Raw genomic sequence first — 24,183 nt, 5'->3', positions numbered from 1 at the left:
CTCGCCAGGCTTGGGAAAAGTCCGTTTTCCCCCGACTGCGCTTCGTTGACTCCCGTAGCATGGCGGTGAGTTATCCAGAGCCAGCGGAGGGAGGTCTGCCTCGAATGCAGTACGTGCTGATCGTGGTCGCTGCGGTCCTCCTGCTGAATTTTCTGGCTGCGGCCGTGGCAGTTCTGCGGCGGGCGCAGGGCGGCAGCTGGCTGCTGATCCTGCTGCTGTCCAGTACAACGGGTGCAGCCCTCGCAGTGCTTATCGGGATGCTGTCGGCCGAACTGGGCGGGCGCAGCGTCGACGTGGCGCTCGTGTTCGCCGGTCTGGCCGCGATCAGCGCCGCCGTCGTGATCGCCGCTTTCCCCGGAATGGCAGAGCGGAGACCGCCGGGGCAGGGTGCCGACGATGCTGTCTGATCTGCTCGCGGCGCTCCTGATGATCGTGGGTCTCTTGTTCTTCACCGCAGGGACCATCGGCCTCATACGGTTCCCGGATGTCAGAAGCCAGCTCCATGCCCTGACGAAGGCAGACAATCTGGGCCTCGGATTTCTTCTTCTGGGCGCCGCGGTGCACCTGGGCAGCCCCGGAACGGGTTTCGCTCTTTTCCTGGTGTGGCTGCTGGTACTCGGTTCCTCGTCGGTCTCCGCCCAGATCCTGGCGGGTGTGGAGGCAGAGAACAGGGAGGACGGTGGGCGACGTGGGTCTGCTGCCCGATGATGCCGTGGGCATCCTCGACGTCCTGCTCAGTGTTCTGCTGCTGGGTATGGTCCTGCTGATAGTTGCAGTTCCGGACCGCCGGGCCCAGGTCGGCGGGTTGCTGGGTCTGGGCGCCGTGCTCAGCGGGGTATGGCTGCGTCTGGGATCCGTGGACGTGGCGTTGGCGGAGGCCGCCCTGGGCGGCGGCGTGCTCTCCGCGATACTGGTGTGGCTGGTGCTTGCCGACCGACGAATCCCCGGGCGCCCGGCGGACGGGAAACCCCTGCGTGCGCCCGGCTGGCTGAAGGCCGGCACCGGAGTGCTCAGTGGCGCGGCCATCACGGTCGTTCTCGGATCGGTGGTGCTGCGCGCCCGGCAGGCGGGGCCGCAGTGGCCGCAGAGCCTGTCCGCCGAGATGGCGGGCACCGGGGTGGAGCACGACATCACCGCGGTTCTTCTGGCGTTCCGTGCCTACGACACCCTGCTGGAATCCGCGGTGCTGCTGTTCTCCGGGATCGTGGCCCTGGCGCTCAGCGGCGATAGTGAGCCGCCGGCGCGGAAAGTCCGGTTGCCCTCGGTGTTCAAGTGGTTCGTGAGCGTCGCTGCCCCGGTGCTGCTGATACTCGGCCTGTGGCTGCTGTTCGTCGGGAGTTCCGATTCCGGCGGAGCGTTCCAGTCCGGTGCGGTCTTCGCGGGATTGCTGATTCTTCTGCGGTTGGCGGAGATCCGTCCGCCGCTGCTGCAGAGGCTGCTTGTGCCGTTGCTGATCGTCGGTGTCGTTGTCTTCGTCGGCATGGGTTTGGTCGGTCCGCTGGCCGGCGAGCCATGGCTCACCTGGGTCGGCGGGCAGCCGTTCCTGATGATCTTCACCATCGAGGTCTTCCTCACCCTCGGGATAACCTCCGGTCTCTATCTCCTCTACCTGGCGTTGGCGGATCCGGGCCAGCGCATCAGCACGGCGACCGGGGAGGGGAAGGCATGACGGTCTCCCTGTGGTACCTCCTGGTGGCGGTCGCGCTCATCGCCGCCGGACTGGCCCGCTTCCTGCTCGTCCGCGACCGTGTGGCACGGCTGGTCGCGATGAATGTCCTCGGGTCGGGCTCCCTGCTCTTCCTGCTCGCGCTCGCCGCCCGGAGTGATCCGGTGGATCCTGTTCTCAGTGCTCTGGTGATCACCGGGTTGGTCATCACGGTGGCTTTCACCGGTGTGGCCGCCGTGCTCATCCGACGGATTGAGGGCCTGCGCGAAGAGGGTGGTGGGCCGTGAACGCCGCGCAGTTCAGCACAGGTGCGCTGGTGCTCCTTCCGCTGATCGCGGCGGCGTGCGCGGCGCTCATGCCGGTGGCGGCCCGCCGTGTCCTGGGGCTCGCCGTGGCGCTCGGCTGCGCCGGGTTCACCGCGGCCGTTGTTTCAGCCGTGGGTGCAGGTGAGGTGGTGGAACTCAGCCTGGGCGGGTACGACGCCCCGCTGGGGATCACCTTGCGGGCGGACGGGTTTTCCGTGCTGCTGGCGCTGTTGACCACGGCCGTCGGCGGGCTCGTCACCCTCTTCGCCGCAGTTTTCCCTGCCTCGACGGGGCGCAGGCTCGCATCCGCCGACGATGAGGGGACTCTCCGCTGGCAAGGGGAGCATCCGGCCTTCTGGCCGCTGTGGCTGGGGTGCTGGGCCGGCCTCAACGCAGTCTTCGTGGCGGGGGATCTCTTCAACACCTACGTCGGCCTGGAACTGGTCGGGCTGACGGCGGTGGGCCTGGTCGCCCTGGGAAAGACGGATGCGTGGCACGCTGCGCTGCGCTACCTCTTCGTCGCGGTGCTCGGTTCCCTGCTATTTCTGGTCGCGGTGGGGTTGGTGGTCTCGGTGACCGGCACCCTGGACATCAACCAGGCGGCGGGCGTCATCGCGGAGACGCCGGAGAGCCACCCGGTCGTCCTCGCGGCGTTGATCCTGCTGACCGTGGGGCTGTCCCTGAAGGTGGCGCTCGTCCCGCTGCACGGTTGGCTCATCCCCGCCCACGCCGGATCCCCCACGGCAGTGTCCCCGCTGCTGTCGGCGCTGGTCATCAAGGCCTCGCTCTTCGTCCTCCTCCGTTGCTGGTTGTGGCTCGTGGCCCCCGGGGTCAGCCCGAACGTCGGCGCGCCCGAGGCGGCGGCGTCGCCGGCCATCACCGCTACGCTGGCCTGGATGTCGTGGGTGCTGGCGGCGCTCGGTGTCCTGGCCATCTTCGTCGGTTCAGTGATGGCGCTGCGGCAGACCCGGCTCAAGCCGCTGGTCGCCTACTCGACGGTGGCGCAGGTCGGTTACTGGTTCCTTTTCTTCCCGATCCTGACGAACCCGGACTCCCGCCGCCTCGAGGAGCTTCCGGTCACGGAACTCACGGAGGACGTCGTCATCGCGGGCGCGCTCGGCGGAACGCTGAGCCTGGCGCTCGGGCACGGCGTCGCGAAGGCCGCGCTGTTCCTCGCCGCTGGCTACCTCAAGGAGATCTACGGGACCGATGAACTGGACGAGCTGCGCGGCGTCGGCCAGGAACACCCCGGCCTTGTCCTGGCGATGGGCATGTCCGCCGTCGGGCTGGCCGGCCTGCCGATTTCCCTGTCCTTCGCCGGGAAGTGGCAGCTGTCCACCTCGGCGTTCGCCTCGGGGCAGTACTGGATCGTGGGGGTCGTGGTCGTCGCGACTCTGCTGTCTGCTGCGTACCTGCTCAAGATGATGGCCCCGCTGCTCCTCGAGGCGGAGGAGGACGGGCACCCGGTCAGCCTGCCGGGGCGTCGGCAGTCGGGCCTTCCGGCGATCGCCGTCTTCCCGCCCCTGGCCCTGGGGACGCTCACCCTCGTGACCGGCTTCCTCGGCGCCCGGGTCGCTGATCTGCTGGAGGTGGGCGCGCCATGGTGAGCCAGATTCCGGAGGGCCTCCTGACCTATATCCCGGTCGTGATGCTGGCGTTGTCGCTGCTGGCCGCAATGCTGATCTTCCCCCTGCCCGAGGAGCGCACCCGGCTCCGTGCGACGGTGAACATCAGTGCGGCGTTGTTGAAGGTGTCGCTGGTCATCCTCCTGATTCCCGTGGTTGTCGACGCGGACGTCCGGCCCGAGTTCTCCATGTCCTTCCTGCCAGGCATTGACCTGGTGCTCCGGGTGGACCAGCTGTCGGTCTTCTTCGCCGCGCTCTCGTCCATTCTCTGGCTGCTGACCACGATCTACGCCATCGGCTACCTGAAGGGGAAGAAGCACCGCAGCCGCTTCTTCGGGTTCTTCAGCCTGTGCGTCACCGCGACGGTGGGAATCTCATTCTCCGGCAACCTCATCACCTTCCTCATCTTCTACGAGATGCTCACCATCGTCACGTACCCGTTGCTGGCGCACTGGGGAAACCCGGAGTCGCTCCGCGCGGCGAGGCTGTACCTGCGCTACACCCTGTCGGGCGGCCTGGCGCTGCTCTTCGGGGTGGTCTGGCTGACCATTTACGCGGGCCCCGTGGACTTTGCCCCGGGCGGCGCGGCCGGCGTGACGGAGCTGGCGGCGCATTCGCCGGGCATCGCCGCGGCAATTTTCGCGGTGCTCATCGGCGGTCTCGGGGTGAAAGCGGCGCTCTTCCCGCTCCACGGCTGGCTGCCCGCCGCGATGGTGGCGCCGGCGCCGGTCTCGGCGCTCCTGCATGCGGTGGCGGTGGTCAAGGCGGGTGTCTTCGGGATCATCCGGGTCATTGACGACGTCTATGGTGTCGACGTCGCGGCGGAACTCGGGGTTCTCACCCCGCTGCTGGTCCTCGCCAGTTTCACCATCCTCTACGGCTCCTACCAGGCCTTGCGGCAGAAGGACCTGAAGAAGCGGCTCGCCTACTCCACCGTCTCCCAGGTCAGCTACGTCACCCTCGGCATAGCTCTGGCCACGATGTCCGGGGCGACCGGAGGAATCGTCCATCTGGTGCACCAGGGCATCATGAAGATCACCCTGTTCTTCTGCGCGGGCCTGTTCGCGGAATCCCTGGGGGCCAAGCGGGTAGATCAGCTGAACGGCCTGGGGCGGCGGATGCCGGGCACCTCGATCGCCTTCACCGTGGCGGCATTCGGCATGATCGGGCTCCCGCCGACGGCGGGGTTCATCTCCAAGTGGCAGCTCGGCCTGGGTGCGCTGGACTCCTCCCACCCGTGGGTGGTGGCGGTGCTCCTGGTTTCCTCGTTGCTCAACGCACTCTATTTCCTGCCGGTGATCTACAGCCTGTGGTTCCGGGAACCCGAGCTCGATCAGCGGGCGGCTGAGCCGCGGGCGCTGCTGGTGCCGACGCTGAGCACGACCGCGATGGTGATCATCTTCGGCGTGGCCGCCTCCACCTCCTTCCTCCCGTTGGGCATCGCCGAGCAGATCGCGGGGGCGGTGTTCTCACCATGATCTCCCTGACGCTCCTTCTGCCGATCCTCGTGATCGCGGCGCTGGCCGTCCCGCGGGCGTCGATACGCACCGGGGCCTGCGCCGCGGCACCCCTCGCCGTCGCCCCGGCGATCGTGTTGACGGTGAGCACGCCGACCGCTGCGCTGGATCTCCCGTGGTTGCTGATGGGGACGTCCCTCCAGATGGACGACATCGCCCGGCCCCTCCTGTTCGTCGCCGCGGTGCTCTACGGCGCTGCCCTCATCGCCGTGGCGTGGACGCGGCGGCGGGCCCCTGCGTTGACGGCGTTTCTGCTGGCCAGCTACGTGGGGACAGCCGGCGCCTACCTTGCCGCCGATGCAGTGGTCTTCTATCTGGCGTTCGCGGTGATGAGCTTCTCCGCGGCCGGCCTGGTCATCCACCACCGCACGCCGCATGCGCACCGTGCGACGGCGGTCTACCTCGCCATGACGGTGCTGAGCGAGACCGCGCTGCTCGGTGCGCTCCTGCTCGTCGTCGGCGCGGGTGGCGCCCTGCTTGCCGACGCCCACTCAGCCGTCGCCGCAGCCGATCAGCCCGGCCTCATCGTCGGGCTGCTCATCTTCGGCTTCGGCGTCAAAGCCGGCCTGGTGCCCCTGCACCTGTGGCTCCCGCTCGCCCACCCGGCCGCGCCGCCAGCGGCCTCGGCGGTGCTCTCGGGGGTGATGGTCAAAGTCGGCGTCGTCGGTTGGCTGCGCTTCCTGCCGCCGGCAGACAGCGTCTCCGCGTACGCCTGGATTCTGCTCGTCCTCGCCCTGGCCGGCGCGTTCCTCCCGGTGGCGGCCGGCCTGCTGCAGAACGACCCCAAGGTCATCCTCGCGTATTCGACGATCTCCCAGCTCGGTTTCATCACCGCGGTGCTCGCCGCCGGCGTCCTCGCGCCGGGGATCCACCCCGCCACCACCTCGGCTGTGGCCCTGTACGCGGTGCACCACGGGCTGGTCAAGGGCGCACTGTTCATCGGCGTTCCGGTGGTGAAGAAGCACGGCCGCGGCGCGCTGAGCGCAGTTACGCTGCTCGGTATGACGTGGGCGGGGCTGGCGCTGGCGGGTGCGCCGTGGACCTCGGGGGCGTTCGCCAAATACGACGCGAAATACGCGGTCGAGGACGTCTACCTGGGTGTTGCCGGCCTGGCGGACCTGCTGCCGCTGGTGGCCACCGGCTCCACCCTGCTGCTCCTGCGGCTGGCCTGGGTGATGTGGCACGGGGAACGTTCGGCGGGGCGGGCGGATGCCCAGTTCGGCGCATGGCTGGTGCTCTGCGTCCTGGGACTGACGGTGCCCTGGTGGATCGGTGCCAGCTGGCTGGGACTGAGCGCTCCGCAGTGGACATCGGCGACGCTGTGGGACATGGCCTGGCCGATACTCCTGGCGCTGGCCGCCGGCGTGCCGGTGTGGTTGCTCGCCTCCCGTGGACGCCTGCCCGCCGCATGGCCAGCATCCGACGGCTCGGTGATCCCCCCGGGTGATGCCGTCGTGCTCGCGGAGTCCGCGGTCGGGGCGGCGCGGAAACACGGCGGCGCGGGGTTGAAGCTGGTGCACGACCGTACGGGCCGTGTCGCGGACGGCTGGGACCGGGGTTGGGCCGCCGCCGCGGCTCTGACCCGGCAGGGCGTGGAGGCGGTGGAGACCCGCGCACGCGTGTGGACGCTGACCGGAATCGCCGTCCTCACGTTGCTGGTGGTGCTGCTGCTGCCGCTTCTGATCAACGGCGGTGGGGCGCAATGAGATTCGCGGTGGCGGTGGCCGGACGGGCGGCGGCCTTCTCGCTGGTGTGGGCGGCGCTGGGCTCCTGGGAGCGGGACTACATCCTGTACGGCCTGGTCAGCGTCCTCGCCGCCACGGCTTTGAGCATCGCGCTCATCCCGCCGGGTGACCTGCGGGTGCGTCAGTGGCCGCGCCGGGCGCTGGGGGTGGCGGCCCTGGCCGGGTGGTTCCTCCGCAAGGCAGTGCACGGGGGCATGGACGTGTCCCTGCGTGCGGTGCGGTCGACCCCGGATGTCGATCCGGTGGTGGTGACCGCGCCCCTGCGTCTGCCTCCGGGGCACGCGCGCGGGATGGCGCTGCTGCTGATGAACCTCATGCCGGGGTCGATGGTGCAGCGGGTGGTCGGCGACGACGTGGAGCTGCACACCCTGTCCGCGTCGCTGAAACCGGCGCAGCAGTGGGATGCCCTGCAGCGCCGGGTGGGAATAGCCTTCGGGGTGGATCCCGGAGTCAGAGGCCCCCGTGGAACAGACGCCGGGGAACGGTGAATTCCCGCCGCTCGCCGGAGAGCGGGTCCGTGAACGCCAGCCCCGTGGACACGAGGTGCAGGGGGCGCGTCATGTCCTCCTCTTCCTCGGTGTGGATGCGGGGATAGATGTTGTCGCCGAGAATCGGCACCCCCGCGGCCCACATGTGCAGCCGGAGCTGATGGGTGCGGCCGGTCTCCGGCTGCAGGATGTAGCGGGCCTGGGGCGGGAGAGGCCCGTGGACTGCCTCGAGGGCGGAGTGCTCGGCGGGGGAGAGGGGGAGGATGTCGGCGAGGAGGGTGAACGCGTTGGGCTCGCCGGACACGATGCTCCCCTGGATCTCCCCTGGAATCTTCTCCATGCGGGAACGCCAGACGGTGCCCGGGCGCAGCGCCGGGTCGTGGGCGGCGATGGCCTCGTAGGTCTTTTCGACGGCGCGTTCGGCGAAGAGGGTCTGGTACGCGCCGCGGACCTCGCGGCGCAGCGTGCACAGCAGGACGCCCGAGGTGACCCGGTCGAGGCGGTGGGCGGGGACGAGCTCCGGGATGTCGAGGGAGCGGCGGAGCCGGACTGTGAGGGTTTCGGTGATGTGCCTGCCCCGCGGCATGGTCGCCAGGAACGGGGGTTTGTCCGCGACCAGGAGGTCGTCGTCGCGGTACAGGATGCCGATGTCGAAGGGGACCGGGGTTTCCGGGGCCGGCATCCGGTAGAAGAAGACGTCCTCGCCGGGGCTGAGCGGAGAAGCGGGGGAGAAGGGGCGGCCGCGGCGGTCGACGACCTGACCGTCGGAGAAGCGGGCGCGGAGGGCGGCGGCGTCGTCAAGCGGGTGGCGGTGCCGCTGCGTCGCGATGAGATGCCCCACGAATTCGCCGGCGGTGGTCTCCGGGGCTGTCTCCGGCAGGCGCGCTCGGGTGGCGGTCAGGCCGTCCCGGACGGGCAACGGCGACCTTTGCCCCCGAGGGGGTTGTACTAAAGTGTCTCTCATGAACTTCGACGAACTCCTCAACCAGGCCATTGCTTTCTCGTCCGACGGCATCGGAGCTTTCCTGCTCAACATCGCGGAGAACCTGTACGCCCTCCTCTACCCGGCGAACTCCGACCCGGCTACCCCGGTCGTGGTTCCCGCCTGATCCGACGGCTGTCCACCTCCGGAAAGCAGATGAGACCAGCCTATCCTCTCTGACGGGGTGTTCCCGAACTGGTTGTAACAACCCCCGGGAGCGGGTCATAAACGGCTACAATCGATGATGACCTCAAAATTCCATCCGCATGAAGGAAAGGCGATCGAGATGACTCAGGAAGATATCGTCGTCGTAGCAGTTGACGGCTCCCCGGCCTCCCGCAACGCAGTCCGTTGGGCAGCCAACACCGCAAACAAGCGCGGCATTCCGCTGCGACTGGCGTCCTCGTACACGATGCCGCAGTTCCTCTACGCGGAGGGAATGGTCCCCCCGCAGGAACTCTTCGACGACCTGCAGTCCGAGACGATGGAGAAGATCGACGAGGCCCGCGCGGTCGCCCACGAGGTCGCCCCCGACATCAAGATCGGCCACACCATCGCCGAAGGTTCCCCGATCGACATGCTGCTGGACATGGCCCACGACGTCACCATGATCGTCATGGGCTCCCGTGGCCTCGGCGGACTCTCCGGCATGGTCATGGGCTCCGTCTCCGCCGCCGTGGTCTCGCACGCTTCCTGCCCGGTGGTTGTCGTCCGCGAGGACAACCAGCTCGACGAGGCCAGCAAGTACGGCCCCGTCGTGATCGGTGTCGACGGTTCCGACGTCTCCGCGAAGGCCACCGAGATCGCGTTCGCCGAGGCGGACGCCCGCGGCGCTGAGCTCGTCGCGGTCCACACCTGGATGGACATGCAGGTCCAGGCCTCCCTGGCCGGCCTCTCCGCCGCCCAGCAGCAGTGGGAGGTCGTCGAGCGCGAGCAGATCGACATGCTCACCGAGCGTCTCGCCCCGATGACGGAGAAGTACCCGAACGTGGAGGTCCGCAAGGTGATCACCCGTGACCGCCCGGTCCGCGCGCTGGTGGAGAACTCCGAAGGCGCCCAGCTGCTGGTCGTCGGTTCCCACGGACGCGGCGGCTTCAAGGGGATGCTCCTGGGTTCCACCTCCCGGGCTCTCCTGCAGTCCGCTCCGTGCCCGATGATGGTCGTCCGCCCGGAAGCCGTGTAAAAGCTGAGAAAAAAATGAGGGAAAAGCGTCCCGCGCCGATGTCGTCGGCGCGGGACGCTGCGCTTCAGGGCCCTCTTTTTTCCTTCAAAGTGCTTGTTCACCTGCAACGATCCCATAACGGTCTATTTCTGGGTTCGCATGACTCCGAAACTCATGAAACACTGGATATGTAATGGGTTGCATGCGAGCAATCACGAATGAACCACAAACTTAGGAGAACACAATGCTTGGACTCGGAATTCTGGGTTGGGTCATCATCGGTGGCATCGCCGGCTGGATCGCCTCGAAGATCAAGGGACGGGACGCCCAGATGGGCCTTCTCATGAACATCGTGGTCGGTATCGTCGGCGGCCTGCTCGGCGGATTCCTCCTCAGCCTCTTCGGCGTCGATGTGCAGGGGGCGGGCATCATCTTCAGCTTCCTGACCTGTCTGCTTGGTGCTGTCATCCTGCTCACCATCGTCAACGCGGTAACCAGCCGCCGCGGCTAATCAGCCGCTTTACGGCCCGCCGCTCCCCGACCGGGAGGGCGGGTTTTTTCATGCCCGGATCCTGTGCCAGTTCCGGCGGGCTGTCAAAAGACGTACCGGTTTGTCTATATTGTGTAGGAGACATTGTTTGGGAGAGATATTCTCCCGCGCGAGAGGAAACCTCAGGAAGGATCGGGTACATCAGTGGCCGCAGGCACCGCGAGGAAAAAGACGACGAGCACCCGTCGTCGTAATCGGCCGAGCCCCCGGCAGCGTCTGCTGGATTCAGCCACCAACCTGTTCACCACCGAGGGAATACGCGTCATCGGCATCGACCGTATCCTCCGTGAGGCGGATGTGGCCAAGGCGTCCCTCTACTCCCTCTTCGGTTCCAAGGATGCCCTCGTCATGGCGTACCTGGAGAACCTGGACCAGCAGTACCGCGCCGAGTGGGAGGAGCGCACGAAGGATATGGCTGACGCGGAGGACAAGATCCTGGCGTTTTTCGACATTGCCATCGCCGAGGAGCCGGGCAAGGATTTCCGGGGTTCCCACTTCCAGAACGCCGCCAACGAGTACCCGCGCCCGGAGACCGAGTCGGAGCACGGGATCGTCGCCGCGTGCCAGGCCCACAGGCACTGGATGCACCGGACCATGACCGATCTGCTCACCGCGAAGAACGGCTACCCCTCGGCCACGCAGGCCAACCAGCTGCTCATTTTCCTGGACGGCGGATTGGCGGGGGCCAGGTTCGTCCGGGACGTCACGCCTCTTCAGACCGCCCGGGATCTGGCGCGTCAGATGTTGTCGGCTCCGCCTGCGGACTACTCGATTTAGCCTGCTTCTTCGCCGCCCGCGCTTCCTGCCGCCGGGCGAGCCGTTCCTTCCGCAATTCGGCGGTCGTCGCGCGCTTCGCTTTCGAGAGGGCCTTCCGCTCCGCCTTCCGTTCCGCCGCCGCCTCCCGGCGGGCGGCTTTCTCCGCGTTCAACTCGCGCCTGATCTGCGGGATCCGCCACGGCTTCACCGCGCCGACCGCTTTCCGGCGCCGCACGTCCCACTTCCGTGCCCTCTTCTCCCGGTCCGCCGCCAGCGCGGCCGCACGGCGTTCCTGCGAGAACTCCTCGAAGGATGCGTGGAGGGGAACCTTCCGGTGGACGAGGGGGTAGAGGATGAGGGACTGGGCGAGGGTCCACAGGTTGTTGGCGAACCAGTAGAGGATGATCGCCACCGGCAGCGGCCCGGTCAGGGCGAGAGTGATCAACAGAACCGGGATGAACACGGTGAGCAGCAGAAGGAACCTGTTCATGCCCCGGGACATTCCGGAGTCCCAGTCCATCGTCTTTGTGTTGCGGGCGATCGACATGAGCATGTTGCCCGTGGTGAAGACAACCGCTGCCAGGAGGAAGGGCAGGATGAAGCTGCGGACGTCGGCGCTGGTGGTGCCGAGGCGGGCGAGGGTCTCCTCCGGCATCGCCACATAGGCCGGCAGCGGGATGTCGTTGACCGAGGAACGCTGGAAAGCCTGGATCTCGGCGGCGTTGAGAAAGCCGATCCGCGTGCCAGGCTCGACCTCGAGGCCCGCCGAAGGGCGGGCCATGCGCAGGAGCACCTGGTACAGACCGAGGAACACCGGGATTTGGATCAAGGCCGGAAGGCAGCCCGCGGAGACCTTGTAGCCGTAGCGTTCCTGCAGTTCCTTCGATTTGCGTTCGAACTCGAGGACGGATTCCCGGTCGGTCCGGGCGGCGTACTCCTGCTTGAGGGCCGCCTTCTCCGGCCGCATGGCGACACCGGTGCGTGCGGATTTCGCCATGGCCCAGAAGAGGGGGATGAGCAGAATGCGCACCGTGAGCACCAGTCCGAAGAGCGACACCAGCCACGCGGTGGAGTCATTCATCCCCAGCATCGAGTGCATCAGGACGTGCCAGAGCTTCAGGACTCCGGAGACCGGATAGATGAACGGTTCAAGCACGGTGGGATCCACCAACCTTCAGGAGACGTGCGAACAGGGTTAAACTGATTCAGCCCCAGTCGATCGTAGCGTTCCCAGGAGTTTTTCCCGCATGAGTCAACGAGATCCAGCAGGGCGCAGGCGCATGAGCGTCACCCAGGTCCTCGGTGAGTTACTGCTCACGGTGGGTGCGGTCATCCTGCTCTTCGCCTTCTACGAGTCCTACTGGACCAACATCTCCTCCGGCAGGCTCCAGGACGAGAAGTCGAGCGCCCTGGAGGAGAAATGGGGCGGGGGCGAGGAGGGCGAACGGGTGAACCCGCGCCAGCGGTTGACGCCGGAGCTCGGCGAGGCCTTCGCCCGGATCCATATCCCCGCCTTCGGCTCGGACTTCCAGTTCGCCGTCGTCGAGGGCACCTCCGACGAGGATCTCCTGGCCGGCCCGGGCCGCTACACCGAATCCCAGATGCCGGGCCAGGCGGGCAATTTCGCCGTCGCCGGTCACCGCGTGGGCAAGGGTGCGCCCTTCAACGACCTGGGCAACCTGCAGGTGTGCGACGCGATCGTCGTTGAGACGCAGTCCGAGTGGATCACCTACCGGGTGCTGCCCATCGATGTCGAGGGCGACGCCCGCCGGGCGGAGGCCACCGGGTGCCTGAGCCCGGAACAGGTGGAACGGGTGTCCGGCGGCGAGTACGCGGGGGTGCAGGGCAGGACGATCACCCTCCCGGGGGACGTCGAGGTGATCAACCCGGTTCCGGGCGAGTCCGCGTTCGCGCCCACCCCGGAGATGGAGAGCCTGGTCACGCTGACCACGTGCCACCCGCAGTTCTCCAACGCGGAACGCATGATCGTCCATGCCATGGAGGTCGAGTCGACCCCGAAGATCGCCGGGGAGATCCCGGCAGTGCTACTGGAGGAGAACTAGATGTACGGACCTTTGTGGCGGGCCCTCCCGGGCCCCTGGCCGGTGAAGCTGCTGCTGCTTCTCATTCTTCTGGCCGCGGTGTTCCTGCTGCTCATGGAAGTGGCCTTCCCCTGGGTCTCCACGCTGATGCCCTACAACGACGTGGCCGTCTAGAGGCCCAGCCGGGCGATGGCCTCCTTGGCCACCTGCTCCGCCTTGAGCGACTGGTCCTGGTTGCTGAATACCACGACCGCCCGGTCGCCCTTCTGCACCGCGTACAGCGCGCCCTGCCGCTCGGGAACCATGCCCGCGCCGGCCCGGCCCCCGGACCACCCCGCGGGCTCCTCGGCGGGCTCGGTGGTGTCGATGGGGGCGGCCCAGTCGACCACCGCGATCGCGGCGTCCACGTCCGGCATGTCGCGGACGATGACCGTCAGGTGCGGCTCCTCGGGGTAGGACCAGAAGACGCAGGCCGGGGTGTCGAAACGGGCGTCCACCCCGACTCCCAGGGTGCGCTGCCCGTTGGTGTCGGACACCCAACCGGTGTCCAGGTAGGGGCACTCCTCCCAGCTCTCCCGGCCGCCCGGAACCTCGGGCATAGCATCGAAGGGCAGGCCGGAATCTGCCGCCACGACGCTGGGCTGCGAGGGATCCCCGGTCCCGGCAGCCGCCGGGGTGGCTTCCTCCGCGGAGGGCGCGCAACCGGCCAGCAGAGAGGCGGCGACGACGGTCACGGCGGCGACGGCGGTGGTGGCGACGGGAACGCTCGGTAGGCTCAGACGCATGGAGACCAGCCTAGATCCCCGGGCGGGCGTCGAGAAGCTTCGGCGCACCCAGGCACCCGATGAGGACGCGCTCAACGACGGAGTCCACATCCTCACCACCACGCTGCTCATCGCCGCGCTGGTGTCCTCGGTGAACCTGCCGTTCGGCGAGGCGGCGCTCAACCTGCTGCTCTGCTCCGGTTTCGCGGTGCTGTACTTCTACGGCACCACCCTGCAACCGGCGTGGCGGGAGCGCACCAGCCTGGCGTGGTTGGCGGCGCTGACGCTGCTGTGGGTGCTGGCGATGGTCGTCTCCCCGGTGAGCATCTACCTCCTGTTCCCCCTGTTCTTCCTCTATCTGCGGGTGATGGACGACGTCCGCGGCGTCGTCGCGGTCCTCGCGGCGACGGCGGCCTCCGTGCTCACCCAGGCGCCGACGGGCCTGACGATGGGCGGTGTCATGGGGCCGGCGGTGTCCGCGGCGGTGGTGCTGGCCATCCACTACGCCTTCCGTACGCTGGTGCGCATCAGTCGCGAGCGCGAGGAGCTGATCGCGCAGCTCATCGCCACACGCACACAGCTCGCGGAGACCGAGCGGGCCGCCGGCGTCGCGGAGGAACGCCAGCGCCTGGCCCACGAGATCCACGACACGGTCGCGCAGGGGCTGTCGAGCATCCAGATGCTTCTCCACTCCGCTGAACGCGACCTCCAGAACCTCGGCCTGACGGAGCAGCAGCTGGCCGGGCCCAACCGATTCATCTCCCTCGCCAGGACCACGGCCCGGGACAATCTGGGAGAGGCCCGTGCGATGATCGCGGCCCTGCAGCCGGCGTCGTTGTCGGAGACGTCACTGCAGGGGGCACTCGAGCGGATGGCCTCGGGTTTCGCCGCGGCGGGGGAGCTCACCATCGAGGTCGGAGTGGAAGGCGACGGGCGTCAGCTGCCCATGCGCACCGAGGCGGCGCTGCTGCGGATTGCGCAGGGGGCGGTGGGTAATGTCGCCAAGCACGCCGGGGCGACCCGCTGCCGGGTGACGGTGACCTACGAACCGGACGAGGTGCGTCTCGACGTCGTCGACAACGGGAGCGGCTTCGACCCCTCGGAAGTGGAGCAGCGCCCCGCCGGGCTCGGTCACATAGGTCTGGACGCCATCCGCCAGCGGGCCGCTGAACAGGGCGGAAGCCTCGAGGTGGAGTCCTCCCCCGGCTACGGCACCGCGGTGTCGGTGGCAATCCCCCTGCCGGTGGGCGCCGCGCCGGGGGCTACACTCGAAGCCGACCCAAGTTCGGGGATCTGACCGGAAGGGACATGATGCCGTCATGATTCGAGTGTTGCTGGCCGACGACCACGAGATCGTCCGTATGGGACTGCGCGCCGTCCTCGAGGAGGCGGAGGACATCGAGGTCGTCGGCGAGGTCGCGACCGCCGACGCCGCCATCTCGGCCGCGCAGGCCGGCGGAATCGACGTCATGCTGATGGACCTGCGGTTCGGACCCGGGGTGGAAGGCACCCGGGTGGCCACCGGGGCAGAGGCCACCGCCCGGATCAGGGCCACCATGACCAACCCGCCGCAGGTTCTCGTGGTGACCAATTACGACACGGACGCCGATATCCTGGGCGCCATCGAGGCCGGCGCGGTCGGGTACATGCTCAAGGACGCCCCGCCCGCCGAGCTCCTGGCCGCCGTGCGTTCCGCCGCGGAGGGGGACTCGGCGCTCTCGCCGGTCGTCGCCGACCGGTTGATGACCAGGGTGCGTACCCCGCGCACATCGCTGACCCCCCGAGAACTGGAGGTGCTCACCCTCGTCGCTGCCGGCTCCTCGAACCGGGAGATCGGACATGAGCTCATGCTCTCGGAGGCGACGGTGAAGTCCCACCTGGTGCACATCTACGACAAACTCGGAGTCCGCTCGCGCACCTCCGCGGTGGCCGCCGCCCGCGAACAGGGCGTGCTCTAACGGCGGACGTCGGCGCGGGGGGCGTCCTCCGCGCGGGTTTCAGCGCTGACGGTCTGCGACCTCTTCGTGCCGGCGGGCTTCGGGTCCATCAGCCAGGCGGTCACGCAGCCGAAGAGGATCCCCCAGAAAGGTGCGGTGATGCCCAGCAGGGTGATCTCGGAGACGGTGACCAGGAAACACACCAGGGCGCCGGTCGAGAACGGCCCCGAGAATCCGGCGAGGAAGGCGTTCTTCAGCGGGGTGAGCATGGCGATGCCCGCGAGTGCGGCGACGAAGGACGCCGGCATGGCGAGCATGAAGCCCACGAAGGCGGGTGAGAACAGCCCCACGGCGACGGCGCCGAGGGCGGTGACCATCGCGGCCGCGTAGTGCCGCTCGCTGCGCGGCCCGGAGGTGATGAGCGCGTTGGTCGGGCCTGTGAGACAGGTGGTGACGTTGCCGATGAGCGCCATCGGGATGGAGACGAGACCGCTGGCCGCCGCGGCGAGGTTGACGCCCGGCCGGTGCCCGGCGGCCCGCAGCACGGCCACGCCCTGCCCGTTCTGGACGATGACCACGGTGATCGCCAACGGAATCACCAGCTCGATCATGGCGCCGGTGGAGAACTCGGGGGCCGTGAACACCGGGGCGGCGACGAGCCCGTCGTCGAGGATCCCGGAGCCCAGGCGGCCCGCGGCCAGAGCGACGGCCGTGCCCACCACCGCGGCCACCGCCACCGGCGGTGCCACCGCTGCCACTCTCGGGACGATCCCGAGGGCGACGAAGACGATGATCATCGGGAGGGCGATGAGGGGGTCGCCGGTGGCCGCGGTGATCAGGTCGAGGCCGAAGCGCAGGAAAATGCCGGCGACCATGGCCATGACGATCGTCGGCGGCAGGATGGCCATGATCCGCCCGATGAGCCCCGTCCACCCCAGGAGGAACACCAGGACGCCGGTGGCCAGGTAAGCCCCGATTACCTCGCCGAAGCTCAGGTGCGTCAACGCGTCTCCGGCGAGCACCGTGCCGGGAATGGTCCAGAAGTACGCCTGCGGGCTGCGGTAGAGCCAGGTCAGGAGCAGGGTGAGCAGGCCGTTGCCGAGGAACGCCCCGAAGATCCACGAGGAGGTCTGGCCGGGATCCAGGTTTCCGGCGGCGGCGGCCGCGAGAATCACGGCGATCGGGCCGGAGGCGGAGAAGATCAGGGCGACGAGCCCGTTACCGATCTCCTGGGGGCCGAGGTCGCGGCCTATCTCCCGCAGCGAGGGGCGGGGCAGGTGCGGTCTCTCGATCGCGAGCAGTGGTGACAGAGCCATGGCCCATAGTGTGGCATGGGACACGTTCAACGGCCACGGGCCCACCCCCTCACTGCGGCCGGAAAAGGGTGTTCAGGGGCGCCGCGGAGCCATTGATCCAGCTGAAGGGGTATGCCGCATGTTCGCATGGCGTACGCAGGTACCCCCAACGAACGGTGTTGCGGAGGATGTCGGCTGCGTTACTTGCCCTGCGCCTCGTTGTAGGCGTCCACGATCCGCGCCGGGATCTTACCGCGCTCGGATACTTCGAGACCCTCGGCGCGGGCCCATTCACGGATCGCGCGGGAGCGCTTGGCGGATGCGGATGAGGTCTGCCGGTTCGTCGTGCGCTGCGGCCCGGTGGCGGGCGCGGGGCGCGCCGCGGAGATCCACGGCTCCACCGCGGAACGGAAGTCCGCGGCATTCTTTTCGGACAGGTCGAGAACATAGTGGTTGCCGTCGACGCTGAAACGAATGGTGTTCACTTCATCGTCCTTGAGGGGGGAATTGTCGATGTCGTCGAAGTACTGGGTGATTTCACGGCGGGCCATGAGGGAATTCTCCTTTAGGTGGTGGGTTGGCCATTGAAATGGCCAACCCCGGAATTGCTTCCTCATTCTAGTGCCTGTGCGGTCAATCTGTTACTACGTCTTAAATAGTAAAAGCGGAAACAGAATAACCGCCAAATTGTCCACTCCAGAAACAATTCAGCGGCCAAATTCAGGGCTCTACTCGCCCTGATGTCAGGGGCGGCGGAGGCGGTCCTGAATTTCGACTGTCACCGCATCAATATCGCGGGAAATGGTGCTGTGGGCCCGGCGGCGCTGTTCAGGAGTCATGAATTCGGCGTTGTCGGCGGCGGTCTCCAATTCGGCGAGCCGTTCCTTCACGTCCTGCACGAATCCGGTGGGCAGCTGCCGGTCGTCGAGGTTCTCGCGGACCCCGTCGATGCGCGCCTTGAGATCCGCTCCGTGGCCGGAGAAGCGGGCCAACTGATCTGCGGAAACGCCGACCCGGCGTGCCTTCGCGTCGACGAACTGTTCCCGGCCGGAGGTGATCGCCCGGTAGATGAGCGGCAGCGTCACCGGTAGCGCGACGCGCGCCAGGGACGAATAGCGCTTGAAGGTGTCGGCGTTGAGTCGGCCCGCCCGCAGCTGCTCGAGGGTGCTCTTCGCCATCTTCTCCTCGTGCTTGCGTTTCGCCTTCAGCCCCTTCTTCTCCTCCTTCAGCAGGCCCTTCTCGTACTTGTGCAGCAGCCGCTCCCGCTTGAGCTGGAGCTTCGCCTCTTCCTTCGCCTCGTGCCTGGCGCGGACCTTGGCCGCCTGCACCTCTGCCTTGGTCTTGGCGCGGCTCTTACGGATGGCCTCGAAAATGCCCATGTCTTTTCAGCCTTTAACTTCCGGAGTGAATGGTCTGGTTCAACTTTACCTGTGCTCGTGGGATAAGCTCACGACATTGTGATTGCCCAGCACGTTAGCCCCGCTGATCTGGTGGGCTGCCGTTACCGGCAGGTCCAGCGGGCGCATCATCCCGAGATTCCGCGCGCCAGAGCGGCCGCGATGCGGCAGGCGAGGTTCGACGCCGCCCGCGCCGCCGTCCATGCCCGGCTCCCCGTCGGTGCCGCGCTGGGCGACCGGCGCCGTTTCCTGCGTATCGACGTCGCCGCGCACCGGCTCGACGCGGACGAGGACACGTTCGCCGCGGAGCTCGCGACGCTGGAGGCGTTGGCCGCCCAGGCCGACCTCATCACCGGTGCCGTGTTCGCCGGAATGTCGGAGGGCATCAGTTGGCGGACGGGCGTCGACCTGCTCGTGCGCCGTCCCGACGACACCTATCTGCCGGTGGTGATCAGCAACCACCGGGTGGCCCGCCCCGACGCCCGCTCCGCCACTCCGGTCATCGCCACCTCCCGCCTGGGGCTGGGGGCGCCCGTTGAGGGCGCCTTCCGGCTGCGCCACCACGCCGCGGACGGCTACCGCCTGGCCTTCGCGGCCCGCGCGCTGGCGGAGCTCGGGCTGGATTCCGGGGTGGGCGGTTCCATCGGCCAGGACCGCAGCCGCGCGTTCCTCACCCCGACCGCGCCGTTGCAGCCGGCGCTCGACGCCGCCCTGGCAGTGGACCTGCCCACCGGCCCGCGCCGGGTGAAGGAATGCGCCACGTGCCGTTTCTGGCCGTTGTGCGAGGCTGATCTCCGCGCGGCCGACGACATCTCCCTCTCCCTCCCCGGGGACCGGGCCCGCGACTTCCGGGAGCGGGGTATCACCACCGTGCAGGGTCTCATCGACGCCGGCCTCGGGCAGGCCAGCGACCTGGCCGCAGCCTGGCGGGAGGGGATCGTCCTCCTCCGCAAGGTGGACACGGTGACCGCGCCGGCGACCGACGTGGAGATCGACGTCGACATGGAGGCGTACCTCGACCAGGGCGCCTACCTGTGGGGAGCTTTCGACGGCGAGCGCTACCACCCCTTCGTTACCTGGATCGCGCTCGGCGGGGACGCCGAGGCCGAGAACTTCGCCCGCTTCTGGGACTGGCTGATGGGCCGGCGCGCCCGGGCGCGCGCCGAGGGCCGGACGTTCGCCGCGTACTGCTGGTCGAACAACGGCGAGAACCACTGGCTGAGGATGTCCGCCCGCCGCTTCGCCGGACGGACCTTCGGCGACGTCCGTGTGCCCAGCGAGGCGGAGGTGCAGGAGTTCATCGCCGGTGACGAGTGGGTCGACGTGTTCAAGCTGGTGCGGGCCCAGCTGGCGGGGCCCTCCGGGCTGGGGTTGAAGGTGGTCGCCCCCGAGGCGGGGTTCAACTGGGACGTGGGCGATTTCGACGGCGAGGAATCGGTCAACGCCCGCCGCATCTCCCGTGGTTCGGACGCCGCCGCGATGCACGCCCGGTCGCAGTTGCTGCGCTACAACGAGGACGACTGCCGCGCCACTGCAGCCGTGCGGCACTGGCTCCGCGCGGGTGCGCCGGGGACTCCGCGCCTGGGTGCGCGGTAGGTCAGGAGGGGCGTCGTCGCAAGGCGACGGCGATGACGAGCACCAGGAGGAGGATGCCGGCGAGGGCGAGGACGAAACCGGCCCAGCTCGTGCTCATGAACACCGCGCCGGTCGCCGCGCCGACCAGTGAGGATCCGGCGTAGTAGCTGAACAGGTACATGCTCGAGGCCTCCGCGCGGTCGTCGGTGGCGGCCAGGCCGATCCAGCTGGAGGCGGTGGAGTGCATGGCGAAGAACGCCGCGGTGAACAGGAACAGGCCCAGCAGGGCCAGGGGGAGCCAGCCGGCCGCCGTGGCGAGCAGGCCCGCCAGCATGAGGGCGGCCCCGCCGGTCAGGACGTTGCCCCGCCCGAACTTCTCCGCCATCGCGCCCGCCCGGGCAGAGCTCCATGTACCCGAGAGGTACATCAGGAAGACCACGCCCACCAGGGCGGGGGAGAGGCCGAAATGGTCGATCATCCGGAAACCGAAGTAGTTGTACAGCGACACGAACGTGCCCATGCCCACGAATGCGATCAGGAAAAGGCCCAGCAGCTGCGGGTTCTGCAGGTGCCCGACCATGGCGGTGATCTCGCTGCGCAGGCCGATCTGTTTCGGGGTGAAGTTCTTCTGCCGGGGCAGCAGGACCGCCATGAGGACGGCTGTGAACAGCGCGATCGCGGCGGTGATCAGCAGCGCGGTGCGCCAGTCGGTGATCTCGAGCAGCCCCGCCGGGATGAGGCGGCCAGTCAGCCCGCCGACGGTGTTGCCCGCGATATAGAGGCCCATCGCCCGGCCCAGGGCCGCGGGGTCCAGTTCCTCGGCCAGCCAGGTCATGGCCACCGCCGGCACGCCGGCTATCGCGATGCCCTGCAGGCCGCGGAGCGCGATGAGCGCCGCGGCGTTGGGGGCCAGGGGGATGAACAGGCCGAGGGCGGTGGCGGCCAACGCCGAAATGATCAGGATCCGGCCCCGGCCGAATCGCTCGGAGAGGATCGACATCGGAACGATGCACACCGCCAGCATGCCCGTGGTGGCGGAAACGGTGAGGGCGGCCTCCGTCGGGGTGATGTTCAGGTCCTCGACGAGTATGGGCAGCAGCGCCTGTGTTGCGTACAGGGCGTTGAAGGTCGCCAGGCCGGCCGCGAGCATGGCGAGGACGGCACGGCGGTAGTCGCGGTCGCCGTGCCGCAGACCGGTCAGGTTGGACATTCACCCATGGTCGCCCAACGGGGATCATGTGTAAAATACCTCAAACAGTCGGTCTCGATACGATCGATGCATGAGAGATATTTCCGCCGTCGACCTGCATGGTTTCATCGCCGTCGCAGAGTCCGGACACCTCACCGCCACGGCTGCCGAGCTGGGCGTTCCCCAGCCGACCCTCACCCGGCGGATCCGTCGGGTGGAGGGCGCCGTCGGAGCGGACCTCTTCGACCGCGCCGGGCGGCAGATGGCGCTCAACGCCCGGGGCCGCGCGTATCTTCCGCATGCCCGTGCCGTGCTCGCGGAGCTGGAGGTCGGCCGGACGAAGGTCGCCCGCCTCATGGACCCCGAGCGCGGCACGGTCCGCCTCGACTTCATGCACTCCCTGGGCACCTGGCTTGTTCCGGACCTGCTCCGCGACTACCGGTCGCTGCACCCGGGCGTGGACTTCCGCCTCCATCAGGGGGCGGCGCGTGCCCTGGTCGACCGCGTGCTCGCCGACGCCGCCGACATCGCCCTCGTCGGCCCCCGCCCAGCCGAGGCGGGCGGCATCCTCGGTTGGCACCAGCTGGAGTTGCAGCACCTGGCACTGGCTGTCCCGGAGGGGCACCGCCTGGCCGGGGAGGGGCCCGTCGACCTGCGCGAGGCGGCGGGGGAACCCTTCGTGGGCATGCTCCCGGGCTACGGCACCCGCCTGCTGCTCGACCGCATCGCCGGAGAGCTCGGTTTCCACCCGAACCTGGTGTTCGAGTCGATGGAGCTGACCACGGTGGCGGGACTTGTGTCCGCGGGGCTGGGCGTGGCGCTCCTGCCGCTGGACGACCCTTACCTGGCGCCCGCCGGTATCGTCCTGCGGCCGCTCGATCCGCCCCGGCACCGGGAACTCGGGCTGGTGTGGCGCGCCGGGGCAGGCGAGGCGCCGCCGGTGGACCAGTTCCGCCGCTTCGTCCTGGCCCGCTGAACAGGGCCCGGTAACGCCGGACGCCGCCGGCCCCGGTGGGGGAAGGCGGCGTCGAAAGCAGTGGGGGTTACTTCGCGGCAGCGTAACGCTGTGCGACGTCCTCCCAGTTGAAGACGTTCCAGACTGCCTTGACGTAGTCAGCCTTGACGTTCTTGTACTGCAGGTAGAAGGCGTGCTCCCACATGTCCAGCATCAGCAGCGGGGTCAGGTTGATGGAGATGTTGCCCTGCTGGTCGGTCAGCTGCTCGATGACGAGGCGGCCGGCGATGTGGTCGTAACCCAGGACGGCCCAGCCGGAGCCCTGCAGGCCCAGTGCCGCGGCGTTGAAGTGCGCCTGGAACTTCTCGAAGGAACCGAAGTCGCGGGTGATGGCCTCGGCCAGCTCGCCGGTGGGCTCGCCGCCGCCGTTCGGGGAGAGGTTCTTCCAGAAGATGGAGTGGTTGGTGTGGCCACCCAGGTTGAAGGCCAGGTTCTTGGACAGCGCGCGGACGCGGTCCGGGTTGGCCTCGCCGTTGCGCTCCGCCTCCAGAGCCTCCAGGGCGGCGTTGGCGCCGCCGACGTAGGTGGCGTGGTGCTTGGAGTGGTGCAGCTCCATGATCTCGGCGGAGATGTGCGGCTCGAGGGCGTCGTAGGCGTAGTCGAGCTCGGGAAGTTCGTAGACTGCCATGTTGTTCTCTTTTCTGTCGTATCAGCAAGGGACGCTCCCGACTGTACCGCCGGGAAGCGCTCTGCCACCATGATAGGGGAAAGAATCAATTCCGCAACGATAGTGTTGTCTAATTGCATTATTGCAGGTGGCGGCGGGGTAAGGGGCGGGCGTAGGCTGGTCGGCATGTCATGGATGTTTGCCAGAACCCCTGAACTCGTGCCCGCCGACCGGGCCCTGCCCGGTCGGGAAACCCCCGTCCTGGACAACCCCCGCCCGCACGCCGTCCTGGGCACCCCGATCACCGGCCCGTGGCTCGAGGGGCAGCGCTCGCTCCTTGTGGGCATCGGCTGCTTCTGGGGCGTGGAGAAGATGTACTGGGAGACGCCCGGCGTCGTCGGCACCTCCGCCGGCTACGCAGGCGGGACGACGAAGAACCCCACCTACCGGGAGGTGTGCTCCGGGCGGACGAACCACGCCGAGGTCGTCGAGGTCGTCTACGACCCGTCGAAGGTGTCCCTCCGCGAACTCGTCGCCGCCGCGTTGGAGGGGCACGACCCGACCCAGGGCATGCGCCAGGGCAACGACGTGGGCACCCAGTACCGCTCCGCCTTCTACACCGTCGGGGAGCGGGCGGAGGAGGAGCGCGACGAGATCAAGGCGATCGTCGACTCCTACGCCGCCCAGCTCAAGGAGCACGGCTTCGGCGAGGTGACCACCGAGGTCAAGACGCTCGCCGAGACGGACTCGGGCGCCTACTATCTCGCCGAGGACGAGCACCAGCAGTACCTGCACAAGGTGCCCCACGGCTACTGCCCGCACCACTCCACCGGAGTGGCGTGCCGACTGCCGGACTAGTGCCAGACAATCTCGTCGAGGCTGCTCACGGAGGGGCCGGGTTCACGTGAAACCCCCTCCCGCACCAGGTGGATCGCGGCCAACCCGGCGCGCCGGGCGCCTTCGACGTCGTTGGCCCAGGAGTCGCCGACCATGACCGTCTCGGCCGCCCGCACCCCCAACCTGTCGAGCGCGCCGAGGTAGGCCTCGGGCCGGGGCTTCGGCGAGCCGAGCTCGACGGTCGCGCACATCACCATCCCCTCGCGCCACAGGCCGGTGCCCTCCATCTTCGCCTGCTGCATGGCCGCCGCGCCGTTGGTGAGGATCCCCACCTTCAGCCCGGCCGCCAGCGCGTTGTCGAGGGAGGGGCGGGCGTCCGGGAACGCCCGCCAGTTAGCCCGGTACACGCGCAGGTAGTACTCGTAGAGCTCGAGGGCCTCCCCGTCGCTCAACTCCGGCCGGCCGAGGAACTCCCGGCACCGTTCGATGCGCTGGCCCAGGTGGCTGACCTCGCCGTTCTCGAAGCGGGTGAACCAGAGTCTCTCGATGGCCGACCAGCGGTCCCACTGGTTGCCGGGAAGTCCGAGGGAGCTGCACCAGGCGTCGACGCCCGCGCGGGCGGCGTGGTCGTGGTCGACGAGCGTCCCGTCCAGGTCGTAGAGGACGGCGGCCGTGCGGGCTGGGAGATGCATGGACTCAGCGTAAATGACCCGGCCAGTCCGGGGCCAT

The 24,183-nt window shown here is 68.4% G+C and carries 28 protein-coding genes; 19 read left to right on the top strand and 9 right to left on the bottom strand.

Going from position 1 to position 24,183, the window contains the following annotated elements; all coding sequences use genetic code 11:
- The first annotated feature begins 104 nt into the window (after positions 1–104).
- The 8 genes from B840_RS11760 to B840_RS11725 are packed head-to-tail and all read left to right on the top strand — an operon-like array spanning position 105 to position 7,346.
- A complete protein-coding gene (locus B840_RS11760) occupies positions 105–407 on the top strand; it encodes a hypothetical protein (protein ID WP_229676624.1) in 303 nt (100 codons plus the stop codon).
- Positions 397–708, top strand: a complete 312-nt coding sequence (locus B840_RS11755) for a monovalent cation/H(+) antiporter subunit G (RefSeq protein WP_042622768.1) — start codon at positions 397–399, stop codon at positions 706–708. Before B840_RS11760 ends, B840_RS11755 begins: the two co-directional genes overlap by 11 nt.
- The gene (locus B840_RS11750) at positions 689–1,669 is read left to right on the top strand and encodes an MnhB domain-containing protein (RefSeq protein ID WP_156971915.1); all 981 of its coding nucleotides are present in this window, start codon (positions 689–691) and stop codon (positions 1,667–1,669) included. Before B840_RS11755 ends, B840_RS11750 begins: the two co-directional genes overlap by 20 nt.
- Positions 1,666–1,953, top strand: a complete 288-nt coding sequence (locus B840_RS11745; protein ID WP_042622286.1) for an NADH-quinone oxidoreductase subunit K — start codon at positions 1,666–1,668, stop codon at positions 1,951–1,953. The genes B840_RS11750 and B840_RS11745 overlap by 4 nt, the downstream gene beginning before the upstream one ends.
- Positions 1,950–3,578, top strand: coding sequence for a complex I subunit 5 family protein (locus tag B840_RS11740; protein WP_052491193.1), 1,629 nt, complete (start codon positions 1,950–1,952; stop codon positions 3,576–3,578). The genes B840_RS11745 and B840_RS11740 overlap by 4 nt, the downstream gene beginning before the upstream one ends.
- Complete coding sequence (locus tag B840_RS11735) at positions 3,572–5,074, top strand: complex I subunit 5 family protein (protein WP_042622285.1); 1,503 nt, start codon at positions 3,572–3,574, stop codon at positions 5,072–5,074. The genes B840_RS11740 and B840_RS11735 overlap by 7 nt, the downstream gene beginning before the upstream one ends.
- Positions 5,071–6,819, top strand: coding sequence for a proton-conducting transporter transmembrane domain-containing protein (locus B840_RS11730; protein WP_042622284.1), 1,749 nt, complete (start codon positions 5,071–5,073; stop codon positions 6,817–6,819). The genes B840_RS11735 and B840_RS11730 overlap by 4 nt, the downstream gene beginning before the upstream one ends.
- Positions 6,816–7,346, top strand: a complete 531-nt coding sequence (locus tag B840_RS11725; protein ID WP_042622283.1) for a Na+/H+ antiporter subunit E — start codon at positions 6,816–6,818, stop codon at positions 7,344–7,346. The genes B840_RS11730 and B840_RS11725 overlap by 4 nt, the downstream gene beginning before the upstream one ends.
- On the opposite strand, the gene B840_RS11720 is transcribed toward B840_RS11725, so the two are convergent.
- Positions 7,309–8,310, bottom strand: a complete 1,002-nt coding sequence (locus B840_RS11720; RefSeq protein WP_042622282.1) for a pseudouridine synthase — start codon at positions 8,308–8,310, stop codon at positions 7,309–7,311. The genes B840_RS11725 and B840_RS11720 overlap by 38 nt on opposite strands.
- On the opposite strand from B840_RS11720, the gene B840_RS13730 reads away from it, so the two are divergent.
- From B840_RS13730 to B840_RS11705, 4 genes are all read left to right on the top strand, one after another.
- Complete coding sequence (locus B840_RS13730) at positions 8,309–8,455, top strand: hypothetical protein (RefSeq protein WP_169745281.1); 147 nt, start codon at positions 8,309–8,311, stop codon at positions 8,453–8,455. The two genes, B840_RS11720 and B840_RS13730, sit on opposite strands and share 2 nt — an antisense overlap.
- Positions 8,456–8,614: 159 nt before the next feature.
- Positions 8,615–9,511: a universal stress protein gene (locus B840_RS11715; protein ID WP_042622281.1), complete on the top strand. Its 897-nt coding sequence runs from the start codon at positions 8,615–8,617 to the stop codon at positions 9,509–9,511.
- Between the two features lie 223 nt (positions 9,512–9,734).
- Positions 9,735–10,001 (top strand): GlsB/YeaQ/YmgE family stress response membrane protein, encoded by a 267-nt coding sequence (locus B840_RS11710; protein ID WP_042622280.1) that lies wholly within the window; start codon positions 9,735–9,737, stop codon positions 9,999–10,001.
- A 183-nt stretch (positions 10,002–10,184) separates the two neighbouring features.
- Entirely contained in the window at positions 10,185–10,817 is a 633-nt protein-coding gene (locus tag B840_RS11705) for a TetR/AcrR family transcriptional regulator (protein WP_042622279.1), read from the top strand.
- Here B840_RS11705 and yidC read toward each other — a convergent pair.
- Positions 10,744–11,952: a membrane protein insertase YidC gene (gene yidC, locus B840_RS11700; protein WP_042622766.1), complete on the bottom strand. Its 1,209-nt coding sequence runs from the start codon at positions 11,950–11,952 to the stop codon at positions 10,744–10,746. The genes B840_RS11705 and yidC overlap by 74 nt on opposite strands.
- Positions 11,953–12,043: 91 nt before the next feature.
- On the opposite strand from yidC, the gene B840_RS11695 reads away from it, so the two are divergent.
- Positions 12,044–12,859 (top strand): class E sortase, encoded by an 816-nt coding sequence (locus B840_RS11695; protein WP_042622278.1) that lies wholly within the window; start codon positions 12,044–12,046, stop codon positions 12,857–12,859.
- Positions 12,860–13,012: a hypothetical protein gene (locus B840_RS13725; RefSeq protein ID WP_042622277.1), complete on the top strand. Its 153-nt coding sequence runs from the start codon at positions 12,860–12,862 to the stop codon at positions 13,010–13,012.
- Here the strand turns inward: B840_RS13725 and B840_RS11685 are convergent.
- Positions 13,009–13,623, bottom strand: a complete 615-nt coding sequence (locus B840_RS11685) for a DUF2020 domain-containing protein (protein WP_042622276.1) — start codon at positions 13,621–13,623, stop codon at positions 13,009–13,011. The genes B840_RS13725 and B840_RS11685 overlap by 4 nt on opposite strands.
- On the opposite strand from B840_RS11685, the gene B840_RS11680 reads away from it, so the two are divergent.
- Together B840_RS11680 and B840_RS11675 are read left to right on the top strand one after the other, a co-directional pair.
- A complete protein-coding gene (locus B840_RS11680; RefSeq protein WP_042622275.1) occupies positions 13,622–14,899 on the top strand; it encodes a sensor histidine kinase in 1,278 nt (425 codons plus the stop codon). The genes B840_RS11685 and B840_RS11680 overlap by 2 nt on opposite strands.
- Before the next feature lie 22 nt (positions 14,900–14,921).
- Complete coding sequence (locus B840_RS11675; protein ID WP_042622274.1) at positions 14,922–15,560, top strand: LuxR C-terminal-related transcriptional regulator; 639 nt, start codon at positions 14,922–14,924, stop codon at positions 15,558–15,560.
- On the opposite strand, the gene B840_RS11670 is transcribed toward B840_RS11675, so the two are convergent.
- The 3 genes from B840_RS11670 to B840_RS11660 form a co-directional block, all read right to left on the bottom strand.
- Positions 15,557–16,855: a benzoate/H(+) symporter BenE family transporter gene (locus B840_RS11670; RefSeq protein WP_084603026.1), complete on the bottom strand. Its 1,299-nt coding sequence runs from the start codon at positions 16,853–16,855 to the stop codon at positions 15,557–15,559. The genes B840_RS11675 and B840_RS11670 overlap by 4 nt on opposite strands.
- A gap of 179 nt (positions 16,856–17,034) precedes the next feature.
- Positions 17,035–17,385 (bottom strand): histone-like nucleoid-structuring protein Lsr2, encoded by a 351-nt coding sequence (locus tag B840_RS11665; RefSeq protein ID WP_042622273.1) that lies wholly within the window; start codon positions 17,383–17,385, stop codon positions 17,035–17,037.
- Positions 17,386–17,577: 192 nt separating this feature from the next.
- Complete coding sequence (locus B840_RS11660; protein ID WP_042622272.1) at positions 17,578–18,213, bottom strand: DUF6474 family protein; 636 nt, start codon at positions 18,211–18,213, stop codon at positions 17,578–17,580.
- Between the two features lie 78 nt (positions 18,214–18,291).
- Between B840_RS11660 and B840_RS11655 the strand changes: the two genes are divergently transcribed.
- Positions 18,292–19,827 (top strand): TM0106 family RecB-like putative nuclease, encoded by a 1,536-nt coding sequence (locus B840_RS11655; RefSeq protein ID WP_042622271.1) that lies wholly within the window; start codon positions 18,292–18,294, stop codon positions 19,825–19,827.
- A 1-nt stretch (position 19,828) separates the two neighbouring features.
- On the opposite strand, the gene B840_RS11650 is transcribed toward B840_RS11655, so the two are convergent.
- Complete coding sequence (locus B840_RS11650; RefSeq protein ID WP_042622270.1) at positions 19,829–21,016, bottom strand: MFS transporter; 1,188 nt, start codon at positions 21,014–21,016, stop codon at positions 19,829–19,831.
- Between the two features lie 70 nt (positions 21,017–21,086).
- Between B840_RS11650 and B840_RS11645 the strand changes: the two genes are divergently transcribed.
- Positions 21,087–21,971, top strand: coding sequence for a LysR family transcriptional regulator (locus tag B840_RS11645; RefSeq protein WP_156971914.1), 885 nt, complete (start codon positions 21,087–21,089; stop codon positions 21,969–21,971).
- Positions 21,972–22,038: 67 nt separating this feature from the next.
- On the opposite strand, the gene B840_RS11640 is transcribed toward B840_RS11645, so the two are convergent.
- Positions 22,039–22,638: a superoxide dismutase gene (locus B840_RS11640; protein WP_042622269.1), complete on the bottom strand. Its 600-nt coding sequence runs from the start codon at positions 22,636–22,638 to the stop codon at positions 22,039–22,041.
- Positions 22,639–22,803: 165 nt separating this feature from the next.
- Between B840_RS11640 and msrA the strand changes: the two genes are divergently transcribed.
- The gene (gene msrA / locus B840_RS11635) at positions 22,804–23,475 is read left to right on the top strand and encodes a peptide-methionine (S)-S-oxide reductase MsrA (RefSeq protein ID WP_042622268.1); all 672 of its coding nucleotides are present in this window, start codon (positions 22,804–22,806) and stop codon (positions 23,473–23,475) included.
- On the opposite strand, the gene B840_RS11630 is transcribed toward msrA, so the two are convergent.
- Positions 23,472–24,146, bottom strand: coding sequence for an HAD family hydrolase (locus B840_RS11630; protein ID WP_042622267.1), 675 nt, complete (start codon positions 24,144–24,146; stop codon positions 23,472–23,474). The genes msrA and B840_RS11630 overlap by 4 nt on opposite strands.
- Positions 24,147–24,183: the final 37 nt, after the last annotated feature.

It is taken from the genome of Corynebacterium marinum DSM 44953 (genome assembly GCF_000835165.1).
GTDB classification, from domain to species: Bacteria; Actinomycetota; Actinomycetes; order Mycobacteriales; family Mycobacteriaceae; genus Corynebacterium; species Corynebacterium marinum.
Note: the sequence above shows the minus strand (reverse complement) of the source record. Positions and strands in the feature narration are given on the sequence as shown.

Excerpts from the sequence above, each read along its gene's own strand:
- B840_RS11650 (WP_042622270.1), bottom strand. The coding sequence starts at position 21,016 with ATGTCCAACCTGACCGGTCTGCGGCACGGCGACCGCGACTACCGCCGT.
- B840_RS11670 (WP_084603026.1), bottom strand. The coding sequence starts at position 16,855 with ATGGCTCTGTCACCACTGCTCGCGATCGAGAGACCGCACCTGCCCCGC.
- B840_RS11710 (WP_042622280.1), top strand. The coding sequence starts at position 9,735 with ATGCTTGGACTCGGAATTCTGGGTTGGGTCATCATCGGTGGCATCGCC.
- B840_RS11630 (WP_042622267.1), bottom strand. The coding sequence starts at position 24,146 with ATGCATCTCCCAGCCCGCACGGCCGCCGTCCTCTACGACCTGGACGGG.
- B840_RS11760 (WP_229676624.1), top strand. The coding sequence starts at position 105 with ATGCAGTACGTGCTGATCGTGGTCGCTGCGGTCCTCCTGCTGAATTTT.
- B840_RS11715 (WP_042622281.1), top strand. The coding sequence starts at position 8,615 with ATGACTCAGGAAGATATCGTCGTCGTAGCAGTTGACGGCTCCCCGGCC.
- B840_RS11645 (WP_156971914.1), top strand. The coding sequence starts at position 21,087 with ATGAGAGATATTTCCGCCGTCGACCTGCATGGTTTCATCGCCGTCGCA.
- B840_RS11665 (WP_042622273.1), bottom strand. The coding sequence starts at position 17,385 with ATGGCCCGCCGTGAAATCACCCAGTACTTCGACGACATCGACAATTCC.
- msrA (WP_042622268.1), top strand. The coding sequence starts at position 22,804 with ATGTCATGGATGTTTGCCAGAACCCCTGAACTCGTGCCCGCCGACCGG.
- B840_RS11640 (WP_042622269.1), bottom strand. The coding sequence starts at position 22,638 with ATGGCAGTCTACGAACTTCCCGAGCTCGACTACGCCTACGACGCCCTC.
- B840_RS11685 (WP_042622276.1), bottom strand. The coding sequence starts at position 13,623 with ATGCGTCTGAGCCTACCGAGCGTTCCCGTCGCCACCACCGCCGTCGCC.
- B840_RS11660 (WP_042622272.1), bottom strand. The coding sequence starts at position 18,213 with ATGGGCATTTTCGAGGCCATCCGTAAGAGCCGCGCCAAGACCAAGGCA.
- B840_RS11680 (WP_042622275.1), top strand. The coding sequence starts at position 13,622 with ATGGAGACCAGCCTAGATCCCCGGGCGGGCGTCGAGAAGCTTCGGCGC.
- B840_RS13730 (WP_169745281.1), top strand. The coding sequence starts at position 8,309 with ATGAACTTCGACGAACTCCTCAACCAGGCCATTGCTTTCTCGTCCGAC.
- B840_RS11720 (WP_042622282.1), bottom strand. The coding sequence starts at position 8,310 with ATGAGAGACACTTTAGTACAACCCCCTCGGGGGCAAAGGTCGCCGTTG.
- B840_RS11755 (WP_042622768.1), top strand. The coding sequence starts at position 397 with ATGCTGTCTGATCTGCTCGCGGCGCTCCTGATGATCGTGGGTCTCTTG.
- B840_RS11730 (WP_042622284.1), top strand. The coding sequence starts at position 5,071 with ATGATCTCCCTGACGCTCCTTCTGCCGATCCTCGTGATCGCGGCGCTG.
- B840_RS11725 (WP_042622283.1), top strand. The coding sequence starts at position 6,816 with ATGAGATTCGCGGTGGCGGTGGCCGGACGGGCGGCGGCCTTCTCGCTG.
- B840_RS11695 (WP_042622278.1), top strand. The coding sequence starts at position 12,044 with ATGAGTCAACGAGATCCAGCAGGGCGCAGGCGCATGAGCGTCACCCAG.
- B840_RS13725 (WP_042622277.1), top strand. The coding sequence starts at position 12,860 with ATGTACGGACCTTTGTGGCGGGCCCTCCCGGGCCCCTGGCCGGTGAAG.
- B840_RS11745 (WP_042622286.1), top strand. The coding sequence starts at position 1,666 with ATGACGGTCTCCCTGTGGTACCTCCTGGTGGCGGTCGCGCTCATCGCC.
- B840_RS11735 (WP_042622285.1), top strand. The coding sequence starts at position 3,572 with ATGGTGAGCCAGATTCCGGAGGGCCTCCTGACCTATATCCCGGTCGTG.
- B840_RS11675 (WP_042622274.1), top strand. The coding sequence starts at position 14,922 with ATGATTCGAGTGTTGCTGGCCGACGACCACGAGATCGTCCGTATGGGA.